The sequence below is a fragment of the Sphingobium sp. TA15 genome, from assembly GCF_037101235.1.
GTDB classification, from domain to species: domain Bacteria; phylum Pseudomonadota; class Alphaproteobacteria; order Sphingomonadales; family Sphingomonadaceae; genus Sphingobium; species Sphingobium indicum.
In genome coordinates this window covers 2,256,466-2,271,716 of sequence record NZ_AP025355.1, presented here as the reverse complement: position 1 = coordinate 2,271,716, position 15,251 = coordinate 2,256,466, and the positions used below count along the sequence as shown (strand labels likewise).

The window sequence follows — 15,251 nt, the reverse complement described above, 5'->3', positions numbered from 1 at the left end:
TATGCCGGGCTGCACGGAATCGATCGCGCGGGACTGATGTGGGAATGGCTGCGCCGCGATCCGGACTATGTCGCCTGGCATGCGCAGGCGAGCCGCATTACCAGAGGTGCCGTGGACCCGTCGCCATGGGGGCTTCACTTTCGCTGAACATCCCGACCTCCCGGCACCGGAGGCTCGGATCATCTGGCGTGCGGATATCGATCCTGCGACCCTGCCTGTCGTCATTGCCAACCATTCTGCGCCGGTGGAGGAAAGTATCGAGCTTGGGCAGCTGCTGCCGTGGCTGCGGATCGCGACCGATACCATGGGCCGGGAACATGCCGTGCTGAGCGATGGACTCCGGCATCTGAGAATCGACATCATGGCAGGCAGCCTGACCCATGCCCGGGGCGCTGTGTTGCTGCATTATGAGATATGGGGCTCGCAGACGGCGGCCCGGCGCCTGAGAACGCTCGAGCGCTTTCTTGATCTGGTCAGGACTGGCCGTTTTCGCGCGCCGCTCTATCCCGCTGATCCCGTGATCGGGCGGGGATTGGCGCTGCTGCGCGTCCATGATGCGCGCGCGTCGGGGGCCAGCCACCGCGAAATCGGCGAAGCCTTGTTCGGAGCGCAGGCGGTGGAAGCGGGCTGGGAAGGCCGGACCGACCATGTGCGCCAGCGCGTGCGGCGCATGGTGAAATCCGCCCGCGCCATGGCGCAGGGCGGCTATCGGCTGCTGATGCGATCGAAATAGGAGAGCAGAGGATCGGCAGGGCATGCGCATGGTCGATGTCGACCATGGCGACAGGGCGAAAGATTGGGTGGGCTGTTTGAGACCATCGCCGGTGCCTGGCCGACAGGAGTTTGCCTCGCGCTGCCTGCCTCGGGTCTCGGCCCCGCGGTGTGGTTGAAGCGAGGCACGTCTCACGGTTCACCTGGCGCCTGGGTCCGTCATGCCGGCCCCCTGATGGACGCGGCGCGGAGCGCCGCGGCGTGAGCGATGGTGGTCCATCCCTTGAGGCGGGGATGGGCTTGTTCGCCCTGCTAGGTCCGCGCGCACCTCCCGCAAATGGCGGCAGGCCGCCATTCCTCCGCTTCGCTTCGGCCCTGTCGGGTGCGCTCGGCGCTTGGCCGCGGGCCTTGCTGTGCTCCTTGCCGCCCACCCCCGCCCTGCGGGGGACCATTTTGGTTTTGGGGTGGTGCTTGGAGGCTAGGCATGACGTCCCATTCTTCATCCCTCGCGCTTGACCGGCGTCGGAACCATGCACGTTCAAAAGGCAGCCACGCAGGCGATTGGGCGCAAGGCGCGCGCGACAATGCGCCGCCCACTATCCATGAGCAGGTGACGGCCCGGATCATAGCCGAACTGGAGGCCGGGCGGCTGCCTTGGGTGCAGCCTTGGGGCAAGGCGGGCGAGGGCGCTGGCTGCGGTCCAGCCCTGCCCCGCAATGCGCTGACCGGCCGAAATTATTCCGGCATCAATATCCTGCTGCTTTGGGGCGAGGTGATCGCCAAGGGCTATCCCAGCCAGAGCTGGCTGACTTTCCGGCAGGCGAGGCAGGCAGGCGGCGCCGTCCGCAAGGGCGAGCATGGCTGCATGGTCGTCTATGCCGACCGCTTCATTCCCGAAACCGAAAAGGCGCGGGCGCAGGACAGCGGGGAGGAGGCGCGGGCCATTCCCTTTCTCAAGCGCTTCACGGTCTTCAATGTCGCGCAGTGCGAGGGGCTGGAGCATCGCATCCTGCCCGATCCCGCGCCGCTGCCTGAGCGCGAAATCAGGCCCCTAGCCGAGGAAATCATTACGGCGAGCGGCGTCGATTTTCGCATGGGCGGGGACAAGGCCTATTATATGCCTTCGCTCGATATCGTGCAGGTGCCGCCGCAACCGGCCTTTTTCGAGCAGATCAATTTTTACCGGACCTGCCTGCATGAGCTGACCCACGCGACGGGGCATGTCTCGCGCTTGGGCCGCGATCTTTCCCATGGCTTTGGGACAGCGGGCTATGCCCGCGAGGAACTGATCGCGTTATCTGGACAGTCTGCACCGTGCCTGACGCACCATTGAACGGTATGCTTTGGCGCGACGCAGGGGGGCATCAGGCCGGATGAAGCGCTATCCATAAGCTGGCGTAATCCGGCCTGATGACCACCGTCCCGCAGGCGCGCAACGTGTGCGATCTGGAGTCGGGAGGGGGTCCGGGGGAGGGACTGACAAGCTGTGGATAATTCAGGTGCGTCGATCGTCATTCAGGAGCGCCGGACGGCGGATGGCCTGGACTCCTACATCCCGGTAATTCTGCGTGATGGTGCGATCTATGATCTCCACCTTGAGCGCTACTTCCTCGATTTGCCGCTGAACGGTTCGCGTTCGCGACACTCGTTGCGCGCCCATGGTTATGATGTTCTGGTCTGGGTTCGCTTTCTCGCTTCGGCCCGCGGCAAGTCTGTCTGGCAAGCCGATGCCGATGATGTCGGTGCCTATCATCGTGCCCGGCGGCGCAGCGATGCTGAGTTCCGGATTTCTGCATCGACGTGGAACCGGGCGATTGCCTCGCTCGACAAGCTTTATCGATGGGCCGAACGGGAGGGGCTGATCGAGCGTACACCTTTTACGCATCGTCAGGTCTGGCGACGATCGCACGATGGGCGCCGTGCGGCGGTCACGGGCCGCAATAACGCCTATGAGCGCGCAGCCCGTCGTTCCGACGTCCGTTTCATCGATCTCACCGATTACCGCGCCTTCCGGGAAGTTGGTTTGCGCGGCCTGACCGTTGAAGGGACCGAGCGTCCTGGAGCGCGTGACCGCAATGGCGCGCGCAACGCGCTGTTCGCCGATCTGCTGGTCACCACCGGCCTGCGCCTGGAAGAGGCATCCCACTTGCTCGCAGCTGAGATTCCGGTTTGCGACGCCCGCTCGGAACGTCAGCGGCGGGTCGAGCTTCCGGCGGCACTCACCAAGGGTGACAGGGGGCGAAGCATGCTGCTGCCGCGCCGCTTGTTGCCGGTGTTTGACGCCTACATCGCCGTTGAGCGAGCCGCAGCCGTCGCCAAGTTCGCACAGCGCCGTGGCTGGGAAGCCATCGACCGCCCGATCTTCATCCACAGCCCCTCATTCGGGCAGCGTGCATTGCATCTCGTTGGCGGTGGCACGATGGACATAGAGGTCGTCACACCGGATGAACGCGCAAGGCTTGTTATTTGCGCTGACGATGGAACGCCGCGCGAAGCCGCGGTCCTCTGGCTGACCGAGGTGGGCCATCCTGTGTTGCCCAACTCGTGGGAAGCGATCTTCGCACGGGCGAGCCGCCGCTGCACGGACGCCGGCATCCCGGTCCGGCTTAGCCCCCATCAACTCCGGCATTCCTTTGCAGTCCACATGCTTGCCATGCTGATCCAGCGCCGCCTCGCCGACGCAGCGGCACCAGTGGGCGCCATGGAAGGTTATCGCCAGCTGGTCGGCGATCCGCTTCAACAGGTCCAGCGATTGCTTGGCCATTCGAGCCTCGCGACGACCTCTATTTATCTCGATCACCTCGCCACGCGTGCCGATACCGTTGATGCGGCAGTCGAAGAACTGCTGGCACTCGTACCAGGCTATCTTCGATCATGACCGCTGCTCCACGCAAAGGACGCAAGGTCAGCTTCGCGGCAGATACGGCTGCGCCCCAAGCCGATCCATGGTCGCAGATCAGCACGCTGCGCTTCATGATTCATCCCTTATATGGCGGCGAGCTGCTCGTCGATTTCACGGGCTTGCGGCCACGCGGCCTGGCGCTCGCATTTGCCCGGAGCCTGTTCATGCTGGCTGCTCCGCGCGGCCCCATCATGGTACGTTCGTCGCTCAAGACATACGCCAACCAGCTGCCAAGCTTCTTTTCCTACCTGGCCGGGACAGGCGACGGGATCAACGGCCCTGCTGACCTTCGTGCCCATCACATTGATGGATTTGAGACATGGCTCAGCGCGCAGGGCAAGTCTTGCGTGCATGGACCAACCTATGTCGCCAAGGTCGTTTCCGTCCTTCGTCGCATCGCGGACGACAGCCCCGAGCTTGTCGATTGCGGCTTGCGGGAACGACTGCGCTACGTCAGCTCACACGCACACGTTCGTTCCCGTCCACGCGATGCCTACAGTCCGTATGTAGCCCGCCAGCTGCGCGATGCGGCACGCGCGGATATCGCTGCGATCGAGGCGCGCTTGCGGTCGGGGCCGCAGTTCGATGAGGTGCCGCAGATCGATGGCGCATATTGCAAAGCCCATGCTGCCATCGAGACATACGGTGTTCTGGGCTACCGTGATCCCACGTTTCAGAGCCTGTACAAGCTGCGCAAAAAGCGCGATCTCACCAGTGACAGGCTTAACCTGAGCCTCCACGCAGCCCACTATCTTACTGCCGACGATATCGTCCCGCTTCTTGTTCTGCTCTTAATCGAGACAGGGCTTGAGCTGGAGTGCTGCAAGTCGCTCACCCTCGATTGTCTGCGCAATGCCGCAGGGGGTACCGTCGATATCGCCTACACCAAGCTGCGGGCACACGGTGCCGAGCACAAGACAATCCGGGTGCGTGATCGCGGCTCATCCACCGCTGGCGGTCTGATCCGACGCATCATCGCCCTATCGTCCAAGGCCAGGGTCCATAACTCCAGCGATAACCTTTGGGTCTATTTTCAGCCGGGCGAGATCACCGCAGGTATTCGTCAACTGCGCTTGAAGGTCAGTGCCTGGACGCAGCGCCATTGTATTACCGATGATCAGGGTAAACCGCTCCACCTGTGTCTTTCGTATCTGCGCAAGACGCACAAGGCCTTGTGGTATCTCAAGACCGAAGGCCACATGGCCCGCTTCGCCGTAGGTCATACCGTCGATATCGCGGCACGGCACTACGCCGATATTCCCTCCCTCAGACCGCTGCACGAGCAAACCGTGGCAGATGCCCTCGAAGAGGTGCTCGCTGGTCCAATGATCCTGCCTCCTCAAGACGAGGACCGGCTGCGCGGCGAGTTGGCAAGCCCTGATCCCGATGATGGGGGCATTTCAACCGCACTGCTCAATGGCGAACAAGACGTCTGGCTTGCAAGCTGTGGCAACTTCTATTCCAGTCCCTTCGCATCCGCCGGCACGCCATGCCCTACACCGTTCTGGGCCTGCCTCGATTGCCGCAACGCGGTCATTACCGCGCGCAAGCTGCCTGCCATTCTCACCTTTCTCTCCTTCGTCGACGCTCAGCGGATCGGCCTGAGTGCTGCTGATTGGACCGCCAAGTTTGGTCATGCCCATGATCGCATCGTTCAGCAGATTCTGCCTGCCTTCGCCGAAGACGTCGTGACAAGGGCCCGTGCGCAAGTCGCGAACGACCCTCCCACGGTCTATCTGCCGCCAGAGGCACGGGCATGACCGTTGTCCAGCTTCTGGCGGAGAGCGACGATGAGCGCGATGCCCTCCCTGTGCTTATGTCCGCGCCTTTGCGCCCCGGCTGCGATCGCGCGCATATTTCACGATACGGCGATCCAGTGTGGGATCTGGCTCCCGGCGTATTTCGCGACAACGCGCGGCGCTGCCATGTCACGGTACATTTCGGCGGTATCAAAGACCCATCCATTGCTGATGCCCTGCGCCAGATTCTCCATGCGCGGCTCAATGTCGATCTCCCCGGTCACCGTTCGCGGCTTGAGCCGGCCGGGGTGCGCGGCGAGGCCAACCGGACCTTGCGCTTTTTCGACTTCGTCAAGGCTCAGCTGGGGCGTTTCGATCTCGCCCGGGTCGATCAGGCTCTGGTCGATCGCTACGCCGGAGCCTTGCGCCTAGCCGGGCTGCGCCCAGTTGCAGCGGCAGCGCTGCTGCGGATCGTCTTTGACCTGCACGAGTTGCAGCATCATCTGCCGACTGCGCGCCTGTCCTTCGAACCGTGGCCGGGACGAAGTCCGTTTTCCGTGGCGGGCGCAAAGCATATTGCAGGGGAGAACCGGACGCCGCGCATTCCTGAAGCGATCATGACGCCGCTGCTCTCCTGGTCGTTGCGCTACGTGACCTGCTACGCAGGCGATATCCTTGCCGCACGGGCAGAACTCGATTGCCTTGAAGCAACGCGCAACCGTCTGATTGCCGCTGAGGAAGGTCTGGATCCCGCTGTTCGTCGGTTACGGCAACGCCAACGCCTCCTCGACTATGTTGCATCCTTGCGGCAGCATGGGCGCGGCATTCCGATCTGGACCACGGCACATAACGGCGCAACGCGAACAGATCCGCAAACCGGCGCCGTCACGCCGCCGATCAACTACCACCTGATCCACCTCCATGCCGGTATCAACGCGCAGGCCGAACCTGCCATGCACCTTGGCCTGGCCACGGGTGCACCAGACCTCATCGCCGCTGCCATCGCAGAACTCGGCACCGAGATTGGCGGCATGGATACGCCCAATTCTGCCGATCCCGATACGGGCATGCCTTGGCGCACCCGCTTCGATGCCAAGGTTTTGCCCCTCGAGGAAGTCATGCTGCAGTCCGCAGCCTATATCGTATGTGCCTTTCTCTCAGGCATGCGGGACAGCGAGATCCAAGCCATGAGGCGGGGATGCCTGTCTATTACCAAAGCCGAAGACGGTACGATCTTGCGGCATCGTATCAAGTCCACTGCTTACAAGGGCAAGCGCGGCGGCGGCGAGGAGACCGAGTGGGTTACCATCGCGCCGGTCGCTGAAGCCATCGATGTCCTCGAACGCCTTTCCGCGCGGGCGGGACAAGCGCGCGGAACAACGACCCTGTGGCCAGTCCTCACGCTTCGGGCCAATACCAAGACGCACGTCTCTGCAGAGATAGTCCGGCAACTCAACCGGTTCCGCGATCACCTCAATGACCACTTCGGATCCGCGCAGGCACCCGTCATTCCTGCCGGACCCGACGGCCGACCATGGCGTCTGACAACGCGTCAGTTTCGCCGCACAATCGCCTGGCACATCGCCAACCGGCCCTTCGGAACAATTGCCGGCATGATCCAGTACAAGCATGCGAGCGTTGCGGCTTTCGAAGGCTATGCTGGCAGCAGCCGGTCCGGATTTCGGGGAGAGATCGAAGCCCAGCGTGCGCTTGGCCAGATTGACGATATCCTTGTCTACTTCGACGAGCGGCAAAGTGGCGCACGCCTTGGCGGACCTGCCGCGAACAGGGTCGGAGTTGTGCTTGATACTGCCGCCCACGAGTTGGCGCCGCTACCTGCCATGATTGCCGACCGTCCACGTCTGCGCACCATGCTGGGCAGTCTCGCGCGGACATTGCATGTCGGCCCGCTGGCCGATTGCTTCTTTGATCCGGCAACCGCCCTGTGCCTGAACCGGAGTTCGGAGCCAGGCGCAAGCGGGCCAATGATCTCCATGTGCGAACCGGTCCGCTGCCCCAATGCCTGCATCGCCGAACGGCATCGCCCGGCATGGCAGCGCGGTGCTGATGAGGCACGGTTGTTGTTGCGCGAGAAGCGGCTTCCAGAGCCGCAGCGGGTGACGCTTCAGGCCGAGGTGGCCAGAATCCAGCGTGTTCTTGAACAGATCGCACCGGGTACCGCCACACCGCATAACGGTATGGCGGGAGAGGAAGAGGAGGCGGGTTTGCGGGTGACGGATTGAAGGAGCGGAAGACAGTTTCCCTCCGCCCGTCGTGGAGACCTGCCATGTCCCGATCCTACCCTGCGACGCCGCGAGCCGACGTTTATTCGCGCATCACCACCGAGATTGTATCTGCCATCGAAGCCGGGGCCGGCGATTGGCGCATGCCCTGGCACCATGATGGCGCTGCCACCACCAGGCCGCAGAACGTCACCTCTCGCCGCCGCTATCGCGGCGTCAACGTGCTCGCGCTCTGGATCGCAGCCGAAGCGGCTGCCTATTCCAGCGGTCTTTGGGGGACCTATCGCCAGTGGGCATCGCTTGGCGCACAGGTCCGCAAAGGTGAACGCGGAACGACGGTTGTGTTCTGGAAACAGGCCGCATCGCGCGCCGATGATGATCATGACGATGGCGAAGCCGGACCCGGCCGCATGTTCGCGCGGGCCTTCACCGTGTTCAACCTCGCCCAGGTCGAGGGCTATGAACCCCCACCTGTCGCAGTTCTACCCGAGGGCGAGCGGTTCGGGCACGCCGAAGCTTTCGTCGCGGCCCTCAAGATCCCGATCACCGAGGGCGCCTACGATGCGCACTACCGGATCGACCTCGATCACATCTTCATGCCGACCTTTGCCTCGTTTCGGGATGCATCAGCACAGATGGGCACGCTTTTGCATGAGGCGGCCCACGCCACAGGGGCAAAGCACCGGCTCGACCGCAACTTTGCCGAACGTTTCAAGCGCGACAGCTTGGCGATCGAGGAAATTTGCGCTGAACTGACCGCATCGTTCGTACTCGCCGACCTCAGGATCGCTCACCATCCGCGGGCCGATCATGCCGCCTACGTAGCATCGTGGTTGCGCGCACTCAAAGACGACCCTCGCGCCATCTTCACCGCCGCCAGCAAGGCGCAGGCGGCCGCCGATTGGATGCACGCCCAGCAGCCCCAGCCTGAGGAGATCGCCGCATGATAAGCGCCCCGAAAATTTGCGGTAGAAGTCACATTAGGGCTGGACTGTCAGGATATGTCGCCGAGATGGGATCGGCCTTCCTCTGCGCCTCGCTGGGGATCGTCCCGACCGTGCGGCATGCCGACTATATCGGCGCGTGGCTGGCCGTGCTTCGCGAGGACAGCAGGGCCATTTTCCGCGCGGCGCGCGCGGCCAGCCTTGCCGCCGACTGGCTGCTGGAGAAGCATCGCGCTGCCCGGCAGGGCGTGGGTGGAGAGGGCGCACCCGATCCAGCCATCGCCGCCACGTCCATGGATGGGAGGGCGGCATGATCCTCCTTTCCTATGAACTGCGCGCCCGCTTGCGCGCGCAGGCGCGGGCGAGCGCCGAAACCTTGGGCTCTGACCCTTGCCCCATCGCCAAATTCTTCAATCCCTTGGGAGCCGCGACTTGGCTGGCCACCGAATTGGCGCGGGACGGCGACACATTGTTCGGCCTCGCCGATCTCGGCTTTGGCTGCCCGGAACTGGGATATTTTTCGCTGCGAGAGATCGAGGCCATCCGCCTGCCCTTTGGCCTGCGGATCGAGCGCGACCTTGCCTTTACCTCGCTGCATCCGCTTTCGGTCTGGGCCGACACGGCGCGCCGTGCCGGATCGATCCTTGCAGCCCAGTCCTTTCTCGCCCGCAGCCTCACGGCCCGGCCGACCGACGAGCTTCCGCCGCCTTGAGCGGCGGCAAGGCGCGGGCGGCCGCTTGCCGCCCATTCAAGGACAGGTCCTGTCATCTGCCGACCGCGACGGTCCGTTCGCGGCAGGGCCTGCCATTTGCGACAATGGAGTATCCCATGAAACTAGACTTTATTCCCCTCGACCGGCTCTGCATCAGCAAGGCCAATATGCGATGGAGCAGGAAGGCCCCCGACATAAGCGACATATTGCCGACGGTGCGCAGGCGCGGTGTCATCCAGCCCGTCATCGTGCGGCCCTGCCCATGTGCAGCCGAAGAGGCAGCCACTGGCGCGCCCTCGTTTGAGATCATTGCCGGAAGCCGCCGCTTTCATGCCGCGTGCGCCGTCTGGCAGGAAAAACGCGCGGCGGGCGAGGCCGATTCCGAATGTGCCGCGCTCCCCTGCGCCATTCTCGAGGCGGGTGATGATGCCGATGCAATCGAGGCTTCGCTGATCGAGAATGCCGCGCGCCGCGATCCTTCCGAAGTAGCGCAATGGGAGGCCTTCACCCGGCTGGTGAAGGAAGGGCGCGGCGTGGATGATATCGCCGCGACCTTCGGTCTTCCCGACATCGCCGTGCGGCGCATCCTTGCTCTGGGCAATCTCCTGCCCCGCATCCGCCAGCTCTACGACCGGGAGGCCGTTGACCGCGCGACGGTGCGGCACCTCACCATGGCATCGAAAGGCCAGCAGCGTGCATGGCTTGCCCTGCTCGATGACGAGGATGGCTCTGCGCCCATTGGGCATCAGTTGAAGGCATGGCTTTTTGGCGGACAGTCCATTCCGGTCCGCCATGCCCTGTTTGACGCGCAGGCAAGCGGCCTTGCCATCGTCTCCGACCTTTTTGGCGATGACGCCTATTTTGCCGATGCCGCTCTCTTCTGGGATGCGCAACATGCCGCCATCGCCGCGCGCCGGGAGGCGTGGCTCGATGCGGGCTGGAGCGATGTGGTGATCATACCCGTCAACGAGCATTTTTCGGTCTGGGAATATGAGAAGGCGCCCAAGCGCAAGGGCGGGCGCGTCTATGTCGATCTGCGCTCCAATGGCGAGGCCGTCATCCATGAGGGCTATCTCAGCCGCAAGGAAGCCCGGCTGAAGGCAGCAGGGCAGGGCGATGCAGACCGGCCAAGGGTGGTTCGTCCCGAACTCACCTCCACCCTCAATATCTATGTCGATCTCCATCGCCATGCCGCCGTACGCGCGGCATTGCTCGACCGGCCCGGCATCGCGCTGCGGTTGATGCTGGCCCATGCGGTCGCAGGCTCATCGCTCTGGTCGATACGGCCTGAACCCCAGACGGCGCGCCATGAGGATGTCGCGCAGAGCCTCGCCGCGAGCCGGGGCGAGGCCCTGTTCAACGAGCGGCGGCGCGCGGTGCTGGCGCTGCTGTGCGCTGATCCCGACGAGGCCCATCTTCTCGGCGGCCATGACGCACCCGATCTTGTCACGCTGTTTCACCGCATGCTCGACCTTCCCGAAGCCGCGCTCATGGACATTGTGGCGGTTGTCATGGGCGAAAGCCTCGCCAGCGGCAGCGCCGCCGTCGAGGCGGTCGGCCTCGTTCTCGGGCTCGACATGGGACAATGGTGGGCGAGCGACGACGCCTTTCTTGCACTGCTGCGGGATCGCGAATTGCTGGGTGCCTTGCTCGCTGAGGTGGCAGGGGAAGCTGTCGCGGCGGCCAATGTGAAGGAAAAGGCCCGGACCCAGCGCCGGATATTGGGCGACCATCTGCGCGGGGAAAATGGGCGGCAGGCGCGCGCCGGATGGGTGCCGCGCTGGATGGCCTTTCCGCCGTCCGCCTATACCGCGCGCGGCGGCGTCGGATCGGTCAGCGCCCATGAAGCGGCCTGGGCGGCGGCGAGTGCGGCGGAGGACCGCGAGGATGATCCGGTGCCGCCGCAGGGCGGCGCGGCCCTGCCCGACCCCGATGGAGAGGAAAGGGATGCGCTGGGGCATCGCGCCGAGCAGGACCGGCTCGCGGCCTGACGGAGGCTCATATGGGGTGGACGGGATCGCGCGGCGATCCCGTCCATTGGGCCTGAGCGAGATACAGTATGAAAAAAATGGGCCGCGCGCCCACGCCGTTCCGGCCTGGGCGCGCGGCCCATTTCTCCTTGCCTCTCCCCGCGCCGTCCCGCATGGGAACGGCGTGTCGTAGGGCAGATCATGAAGATATTGGACGAGGTAGCGCGTTTCGTCCCACGCCTTGCGCCCGAACCTGTATGCGACCCTTGCATCGCGCAGAAACTCTCGCTGGACGATGTGGCGCTTGCCAGCGATGTAAGCCATGAACTGGCCGGAAGCCATGGTTTTGAGCGCTTCAAGGGCGTTTGCAGGCTGTGTGATCAGAGCGGCATGGTGATCCGGCGTCACTGACCGGCATCAGGCCGCGCGCGCCACCTGGATACCCGGCTTCTTCTGCCTGGAATGTAGATACATTTGTTGACACATTGCGTCATTCTGCTAGTGTATCATCAATGTCGATACAAGGGAGTGTCCGATGGGTATTCAGGTAAAGAAGTGGGGCAATAGCGCGGCAATCCGGATTCCCTCCGCCATCATGGCGGCGGCCGCGCTGAATGTCGGTCAGGAGGTCGAAGTCCGCCAGGAAGGCGGTCGGCTCATCATCGAGCCCGTCCTGAAGCCTGTCTATACGCTCGACGCATTGCTTGCGGACATGAAGCCGGAGACGTTCCACGAGATTGTCGATTTTGGTCCCCCGGTCGGCAATGAAGTGCTTTGATGGCCAGTCGCTATATTCCGGACACTGGCGATATTGTGTGGCTGCAATTCGATCCCCAGGCCGGACATGAGCAAGCGGGGCATCGTCCTGCGCTCGTCCTCTCACCTGCGGCCTACAACAAGCTGCGGGGCATGATGATTTGCTGCCCGATGACGAGCCAGATCAAGGGCTATCCTTTCGAAGTGACCGTGTCCCAGGCACCGCCCAGCATCGTGCTGTCCGATCAGATCAAGAGCCTCGATTGGAAGGCGCGGGGAGCGAAGAAAAAGGGCTCCGTATCAACGGCCGTGATCGATGAGGTGCGCGCCAAGATAGGCACACTTCTGGGTCTTTGAGCGATTTCCAGTCAGATGGCATCATCTGACGGTTGAGTAATCGCGGTCAATCAGGGAAATGGAGCGGTCGACCTGATTCAGCCAGATCGACCGCTCCAGCGGGTCCAGGGCCGAGGACGATGCCAACTTGTCGATACCCTTTGCCGAAGGGCCGCACAATGTCGCTTGCCCCTTTCGCGGCCATAGGAATAGCGGCATTGATGTCGGCCTTGTCGGCATATTTCCTCTCCCAAAAGATGTGGACCGGCTGGAGTCGGAACCCTTGGATTTTCTGATAGCCACAGCGCAGGCCTTGTGTGACGGGATGATGCACCCGTCGCTTTTTGACGATCAGTCGTCGTGCGGGTGAAGCGCGGGCGCTGCTGGTTGACGGGCGCCCGGCCGAGATTGGCATAGGGTCGAGCGAGAGTCCTCGATAGCGGAGCGCGGGCCGCGATGGCCATTGTGACCGGAATTCCTGACTGGCCAGCCGCCTCTGTCGCACCCGGCTGACCTCTCCACGAAAGATATGAGCACATGCCATTCACGCATCTGGGGCCATTCGAAACGGACCGTGGCATGATGCAACGCGGCCTTCTTTCCTGGTTGTCGGACTGACGGGCCATGCATGCCATCGTTTCCCGATTGTGCTGCCGCGCGATCCATCCCGGCGCCTTGAAAAGCAGGCTTCTGGGCCGGGCCCACCCTCCCGCAACCGGCTCGGCTGCGCCTTATTTCCCCGCCCCTGGCAGGGCTCCTCGCGGACCAAATAAGGCTGGCCGGCCGGTCCTTCGCTGACGCTTCGGCCTGCGGTGCGTGAGGCCTTTGCGGCCCGGCCCTCCTGGCCTGCTGTCGCCCGGAAATGGTTCGCGGGCACACGACAGGAGACAGAAAATGGCTGCAATCGGTTATGTCACCCGCAACGGAAATGGCTTCAAGGGCCAGCTTCGCACCCTCTCGATCCGTACCGATGTCGAGATCATCCCCAACAGCCACAAGAATGGCAGTACCCAGCCCGACTATCGCGTCCTGGCGTCGGGGGTTGAGATCGGGGCGGGCTGGATCCGGATCAGCGAAACCTCCGGCAAGGACTATGTATCGCTCAGCCTTGCCGCCCCGGAATTCGGACCCCGTCGGCTTTACGCCAATCTGGGCCGGGCCGCCGGGCAGGATGATGAGGATGCCTTCGCCATCATCTGGAATCCGGCTGACTGATGGTCCGTCGCCGGTCCCGGCCGCTTTCCATGCGGCCGGGACCGGATGATCGCGACGGGGGTCGAAAAGGGCGCCCCCCATTTTCCGACCGTGCCGCGATGGGCCGGATCGCCCCAGCATGGGCCGATCTGACCCACATGCCCCTTCCGGGGCCGGGTCGCGAAGGAAAACAGCCATGGAAGATCATGCGAAGGAACGGCCCGGCGCCCAACCGCGGGACCTGGCCGAGCGCGCCCGGGTCGCGCGGAATACCTGCCCCTATCTGACCGCCAAGCAGGCGGCCTTTCATCTGGGGATCGCCGCCAACACCCTGAAGCGCTTGCGCCATCAGGGGCGGGGGCCGCTTTGCCGCATGCATGGCGGAAGCTGGCGCTATCATGTCGATGATCTTGATGCGTGGTCGGCGGCCCACAGGTCGGGAGAAGGCGCATGAGCCGGCCCCGCGACCTCCCGCTTTTCGCCTGGGGTGAGGCGTTGCGCGCGGCACGCGCCAGGCGCCGCCGCCTGCGGCGCCATGCCCTCTGGATCGGGTTGGGCGCGTTTGCGCTGGGGGCGACCATCGCCTTCCCGCCGCCCCCGCGCCTACTCTGGAATGCGACAGCGAGCGCCCCGGTCGGCTTCTATCTGGTGTCCCCCGGGGCAAGGCTCGCGCGCGGCGACATGGTGGTGGCGCGCGCGCCCTATCCGGCCCGCCTGCTTGCTGCGCGGCGGCATTATCTCCCCATGAACGTGCCGCTGGTAAAGCGCGTTATCGGCGTTCCGGGCGACATCATCTGCGCGCGCGGCGAGAGGGTGACGCTGGACGGAAAGCTGGTCGCCAGACGCCTCCTGCATGACAGCATGGGCCGGACCTTGCCCTGGTGGGAGGGCTGCGAGGGTCTGCGTCCCGGCCGCTATTTCCTCCTCATGGACAAGGTTCCGGCATCTTTCGACGGCCGCTATTTCGGGCCGGTGGGAGAGGCCGACATCATCGGCAAGGCGAGCCCGCTATGGCTGGGCTGACGCGATGCCTGCGGTCGATCGCAACGGGGCTGATCCTTTGGGCAACACCGCTGCGCGCCGACCCAGTTGCCGACTGGGCCGGGGAGATAGCCGAGGCGTCGGTCCGTTTCGGGGTCGACCGGCTATGGGTCGAGGCGGTCATGCGCGCGGAGAGCGGCGGCCGCACGGTCTGGCAGGGCAGGCCCATCACCAGCTCCGCCGGGGCCATGGGCCTGATGCAGCTGATGCCCGGCACCTGGGCGGACATGCGAAGGCTTCATGGGCTCGGACAGAACCCGCACGATCCCCATGACAATATCGTTGCGGGCACCGCCTATCTTGCCGCCATGAACCAGCGCTTCGGCTATCCGGGGCTGTTCGGTGCCTATCATGCCGGTCCCGAGCGCTATCGGCAATTTCTCATCGAAGGCCGGCCGTTGCCGCCGGAAACGCGCGCTTATATGGCCAATATCACTGCATCGCTCGGGGCCGCTCGGACGCTGTCGCCGCTACGCCCACCCCAGCTAAACCCGCCGGCGACAAAGCCTCCGTTCCTGTTCATCTATCGTGCCAGGCCACCCGCAGCCGAGCCTGCCGGCACGCCAACTGAGGGCATAGCGAAATCCGATCCGCTTTTCGCCGTACGCCGGGCCTATTGAGCATCGGCCTTGTCCTGTTGTTCAGCATTCAGGGGCAGGCCGCACCACAAGGCGGTTGTGGAATAGCGACCATTTCGGATTTA

General features: G+C 64.0%; 15 protein-coding genes and 1 pseudogene. All 16 read left to right on the top strand.

What is annotated here, in order from left to right:
• Window positions 1-79 precede the first annotated feature (79 nt).
• The 16 genes and pseudogenes from Sj15T_RS11330 (at window position 80) to Sj15T_RS11255 (ending at window position 15,168) form a co-directional block, all read left to right on the top strand.
• Entirely contained in the window at window positions 80-733 is a 654-nt protein-coding gene (locus Sj15T_RS11330; protein WP_161601889.1) for a DUF2285 domain-containing protein, read from the top strand.
• A gap of 462 nt (window positions 734-1,195) precedes the next feature.
• Complete coding sequence (locus tag Sj15T_RS11325) at window positions 1,196-2,044, top strand: ArdC-like ssDNA-binding domain-containing protein (protein ID WP_013041117.1); 849 nt, start codon at window positions 1,196-1,198, stop codon at window positions 2,042-2,044.
• A gap of 153 nt (window positions 2,045-2,197) precedes the next feature.
• Complete coding sequence (locus Sj15T_RS11320; RefSeq protein WP_013039032.1) at window positions 2,198-3,589, top strand: site-specific integrase; 1,392 nt, start codon at window positions 2,198-2,200, stop codon at window positions 3,587-3,589.
• Window positions 3,586-5,373 carry a hypothetical protein gene (locus Sj15T_RS11315; protein WP_013039033.1) on the top strand — a complete coding sequence of 596 codons (1,788 nt, stop codon included), beginning with the start codon at window positions 3,586-3,588 and terminating at the stop codon, window positions 5,371-5,373. The genes Sj15T_RS11320 and Sj15T_RS11315 overlap by 4 nt, the downstream gene beginning before the upstream one ends.
• Window positions 5,370-7,595 carry an integrase gene (locus Sj15T_RS11310; RefSeq protein WP_013039034.1) on the top strand — a complete coding sequence of 742 codons (2,226 nt, stop codon included), beginning with the start codon at window positions 5,370-5,372 and terminating at the stop codon, window positions 7,593-7,595. Before Sj15T_RS11315 ends, Sj15T_RS11310 begins: the two co-directional genes overlap by 4 nt.
• Window positions 7,596-7,639: 44 nt before the next feature.
• Window positions 7,640-8,542: a zincin-like metallopeptidase domain-containing protein gene (locus Sj15T_RS11305; RefSeq protein WP_013039035.1), complete on the top strand. Its 903-nt coding sequence runs from the start codon at window positions 7,640-7,642 to the stop codon at window positions 8,540-8,542.
• A gap of 56 nt (window positions 8,543-8,598) precedes the next feature.
• Window positions 8,599-8,853, top strand: a pseudogene (locus tag Sj15T_RS11300) (zincin-like metallopeptidase domain-containing protein); the annotation flags it as partial.
• Window positions 8,850-9,251: a DUF2958 domain-containing protein gene (locus Sj15T_RS11295; RefSeq protein WP_013041115.1), complete on the top strand. Its 402-nt coding sequence runs from the start codon at window positions 8,850-8,852 to the stop codon at window positions 9,249-9,251. The pseudogene Sj15T_RS11300 and the gene Sj15T_RS11295, both read left to right, overlap by 4 nt.
• 116 nt (window positions 9,252-9,367) lie before the next feature.
• Window positions 9,368-11,242: a ParB N-terminal domain-containing protein gene (locus Sj15T_RS11290; RefSeq protein ID WP_013041114.1), complete on the top strand. Its 1,875-nt coding sequence runs from the start codon at window positions 9,368-9,370 to the stop codon at window positions 11,240-11,242.
• Between the two features lie 180 nt (window positions 11,243-11,422).
• The gene (locus Sj15T_RS11285; RefSeq protein WP_013041113.1) at window positions 11,423-11,632 is read left to right on the top strand and encodes a hypothetical protein; all 210 of its coding nucleotides are present in this window, start codon (window positions 11,423-11,425) and stop codon (window positions 11,630-11,632) included.
• Between the two features lie 124 nt (window positions 11,633-11,756).
• Complete coding sequence (locus tag Sj15T_RS11280) at window positions 11,757-11,999, top strand: AbrB/MazE/SpoVT family DNA-binding domain-containing protein (RefSeq protein WP_013041112.1); 243 nt, start codon at window positions 11,757-11,759, stop codon at window positions 11,997-11,999.
• On the top strand, window positions 11,999-12,334 hold the full coding sequence (mazF, locus tag Sj15T_RS11275; protein WP_013041111.1) for an endoribonuclease MazF: 336 nt from the start codon (window positions 11,999-12,001) through the stop codon (window positions 12,332-12,334). The genes Sj15T_RS11280 and mazF overlap by 1 nt, the downstream gene beginning before the upstream one ends.
• Before the next feature lie 873 nt (window positions 12,335-13,207).
• Complete coding sequence (locus Sj15T_RS11270; protein ID WP_013041108.1) at window positions 13,208-13,528, top strand: DUF736 domain-containing protein; 321 nt, start codon at window positions 13,208-13,210, stop codon at window positions 13,526-13,528.
• A gap of 175 nt (window positions 13,529-13,703) precedes the next feature.
• Window positions 13,704-13,961 carry a helix-turn-helix domain-containing protein gene (locus Sj15T_RS11265; protein WP_013041107.1) on the top strand — a complete coding sequence of 86 codons (258 nt, stop codon included), beginning with the start codon at window positions 13,704-13,706 and terminating at the stop codon, window positions 13,959-13,961.
• A complete protein-coding gene (gene lepB / locus Sj15T_RS11260; protein ID WP_013041106.1) occupies window positions 13,958-14,530 on the top strand; it encodes a signal peptidase I in 573 nt (190 codons plus the stop codon). Before Sj15T_RS11265 ends, lepB begins: the two co-directional genes overlap by 4 nt.
• Complete coding sequence (locus Sj15T_RS11255; protein WP_013041105.1) at window positions 14,518-15,168, top strand: lytic transglycosylase domain-containing protein; 651 nt, start codon at window positions 14,518-14,520, stop codon at window positions 15,166-15,168. Before lepB ends, Sj15T_RS11255 begins: the two co-directional genes overlap by 13 nt.
• Window positions 15,169-15,251: the final 83 nt, after the last annotated feature.

Coding starts and splice junctions, on each gene's coding strand:
- Sj15T_RS11330 (WP_161601889.1), top strand. CDS start 80: ATGCGCAGGCGAGCCGCATTACCAGAGGTGCCGTGGACCCGTCGCCAT.
- Sj15T_RS11325 (WP_013041117.1), top strand. CDS start 1,196: ATGACGTCCCATTCTTCATCCCTCGCGCTTGACCGGCGTCGGAACCAT.
- Sj15T_RS11315 (WP_013039033.1), top strand. CDS start 3,586: ATGACCGCTGCTCCACGCAAAGGACGCAAGGTCAGCTTCGCGGCAGAT.
- Sj15T_RS11310 (WP_013039034.1), top strand. CDS start 5,370: ATGACCGTTGTCCAGCTTCTGGCGGAGAGCGACGATGAGCGCGATGCC.
- Sj15T_RS11305 (WP_013039035.1), top strand. CDS start 7,640: ATGTCCCGATCCTACCCTGCGACGCCGCGAGCCGACGTTTATTCGCGC.
- Sj15T_RS11295 (WP_013041115.1), top strand. CDS start 8,850: ATGATCCTCCTTTCCTATGAACTGCGCGCCCGCTTGCGCGCGCAGGCG.
- Sj15T_RS11290 (WP_013041114.1), top strand. CDS start 9,368: ATGAAACTAGACTTTATTCCCCTCGACCGGCTCTGCATCAGCAAGGCC.
- Sj15T_RS11285 (WP_013041113.1), top strand. CDS start 11,423: ATGAAGATATTGGACGAGGTAGCGCGTTTCGTCCCACGCCTTGCGCCC.
- Sj15T_RS11280 (WP_013041112.1), top strand. CDS start 11,757: ATGGGTATTCAGGTAAAGAAGTGGGGCAATAGCGCGGCAATCCGGATT.
- mazF (WP_013041111.1), top strand. CDS start 11,999: ATGGCCAGTCGCTATATTCCGGACACTGGCGATATTGTGTGGCTGCAA.
- Sj15T_RS11270 (WP_013041108.1), top strand. CDS start 13,208: ATGGCTGCAATCGGTTATGTCACCCGCAACGGAAATGGCTTCAAGGGC.
- Sj15T_RS11265 (WP_013041107.1), top strand. CDS start 13,704: ATGGAAGATCATGCGAAGGAACGGCCCGGCGCCCAACCGCGGGACCTG.
- lepB (WP_013041106.1), top strand. CDS start 13,958: ATGAGCCGGCCCCGCGACCTCCCGCTTTTCGCCTGGGGTGAGGCGTTG.
- Sj15T_RS11255 (WP_013041105.1), top strand. CDS start 14,518: ATGGCTGGGCTGACGCGATGCCTGCGGTCGATCGCAACGGGGCTGATC.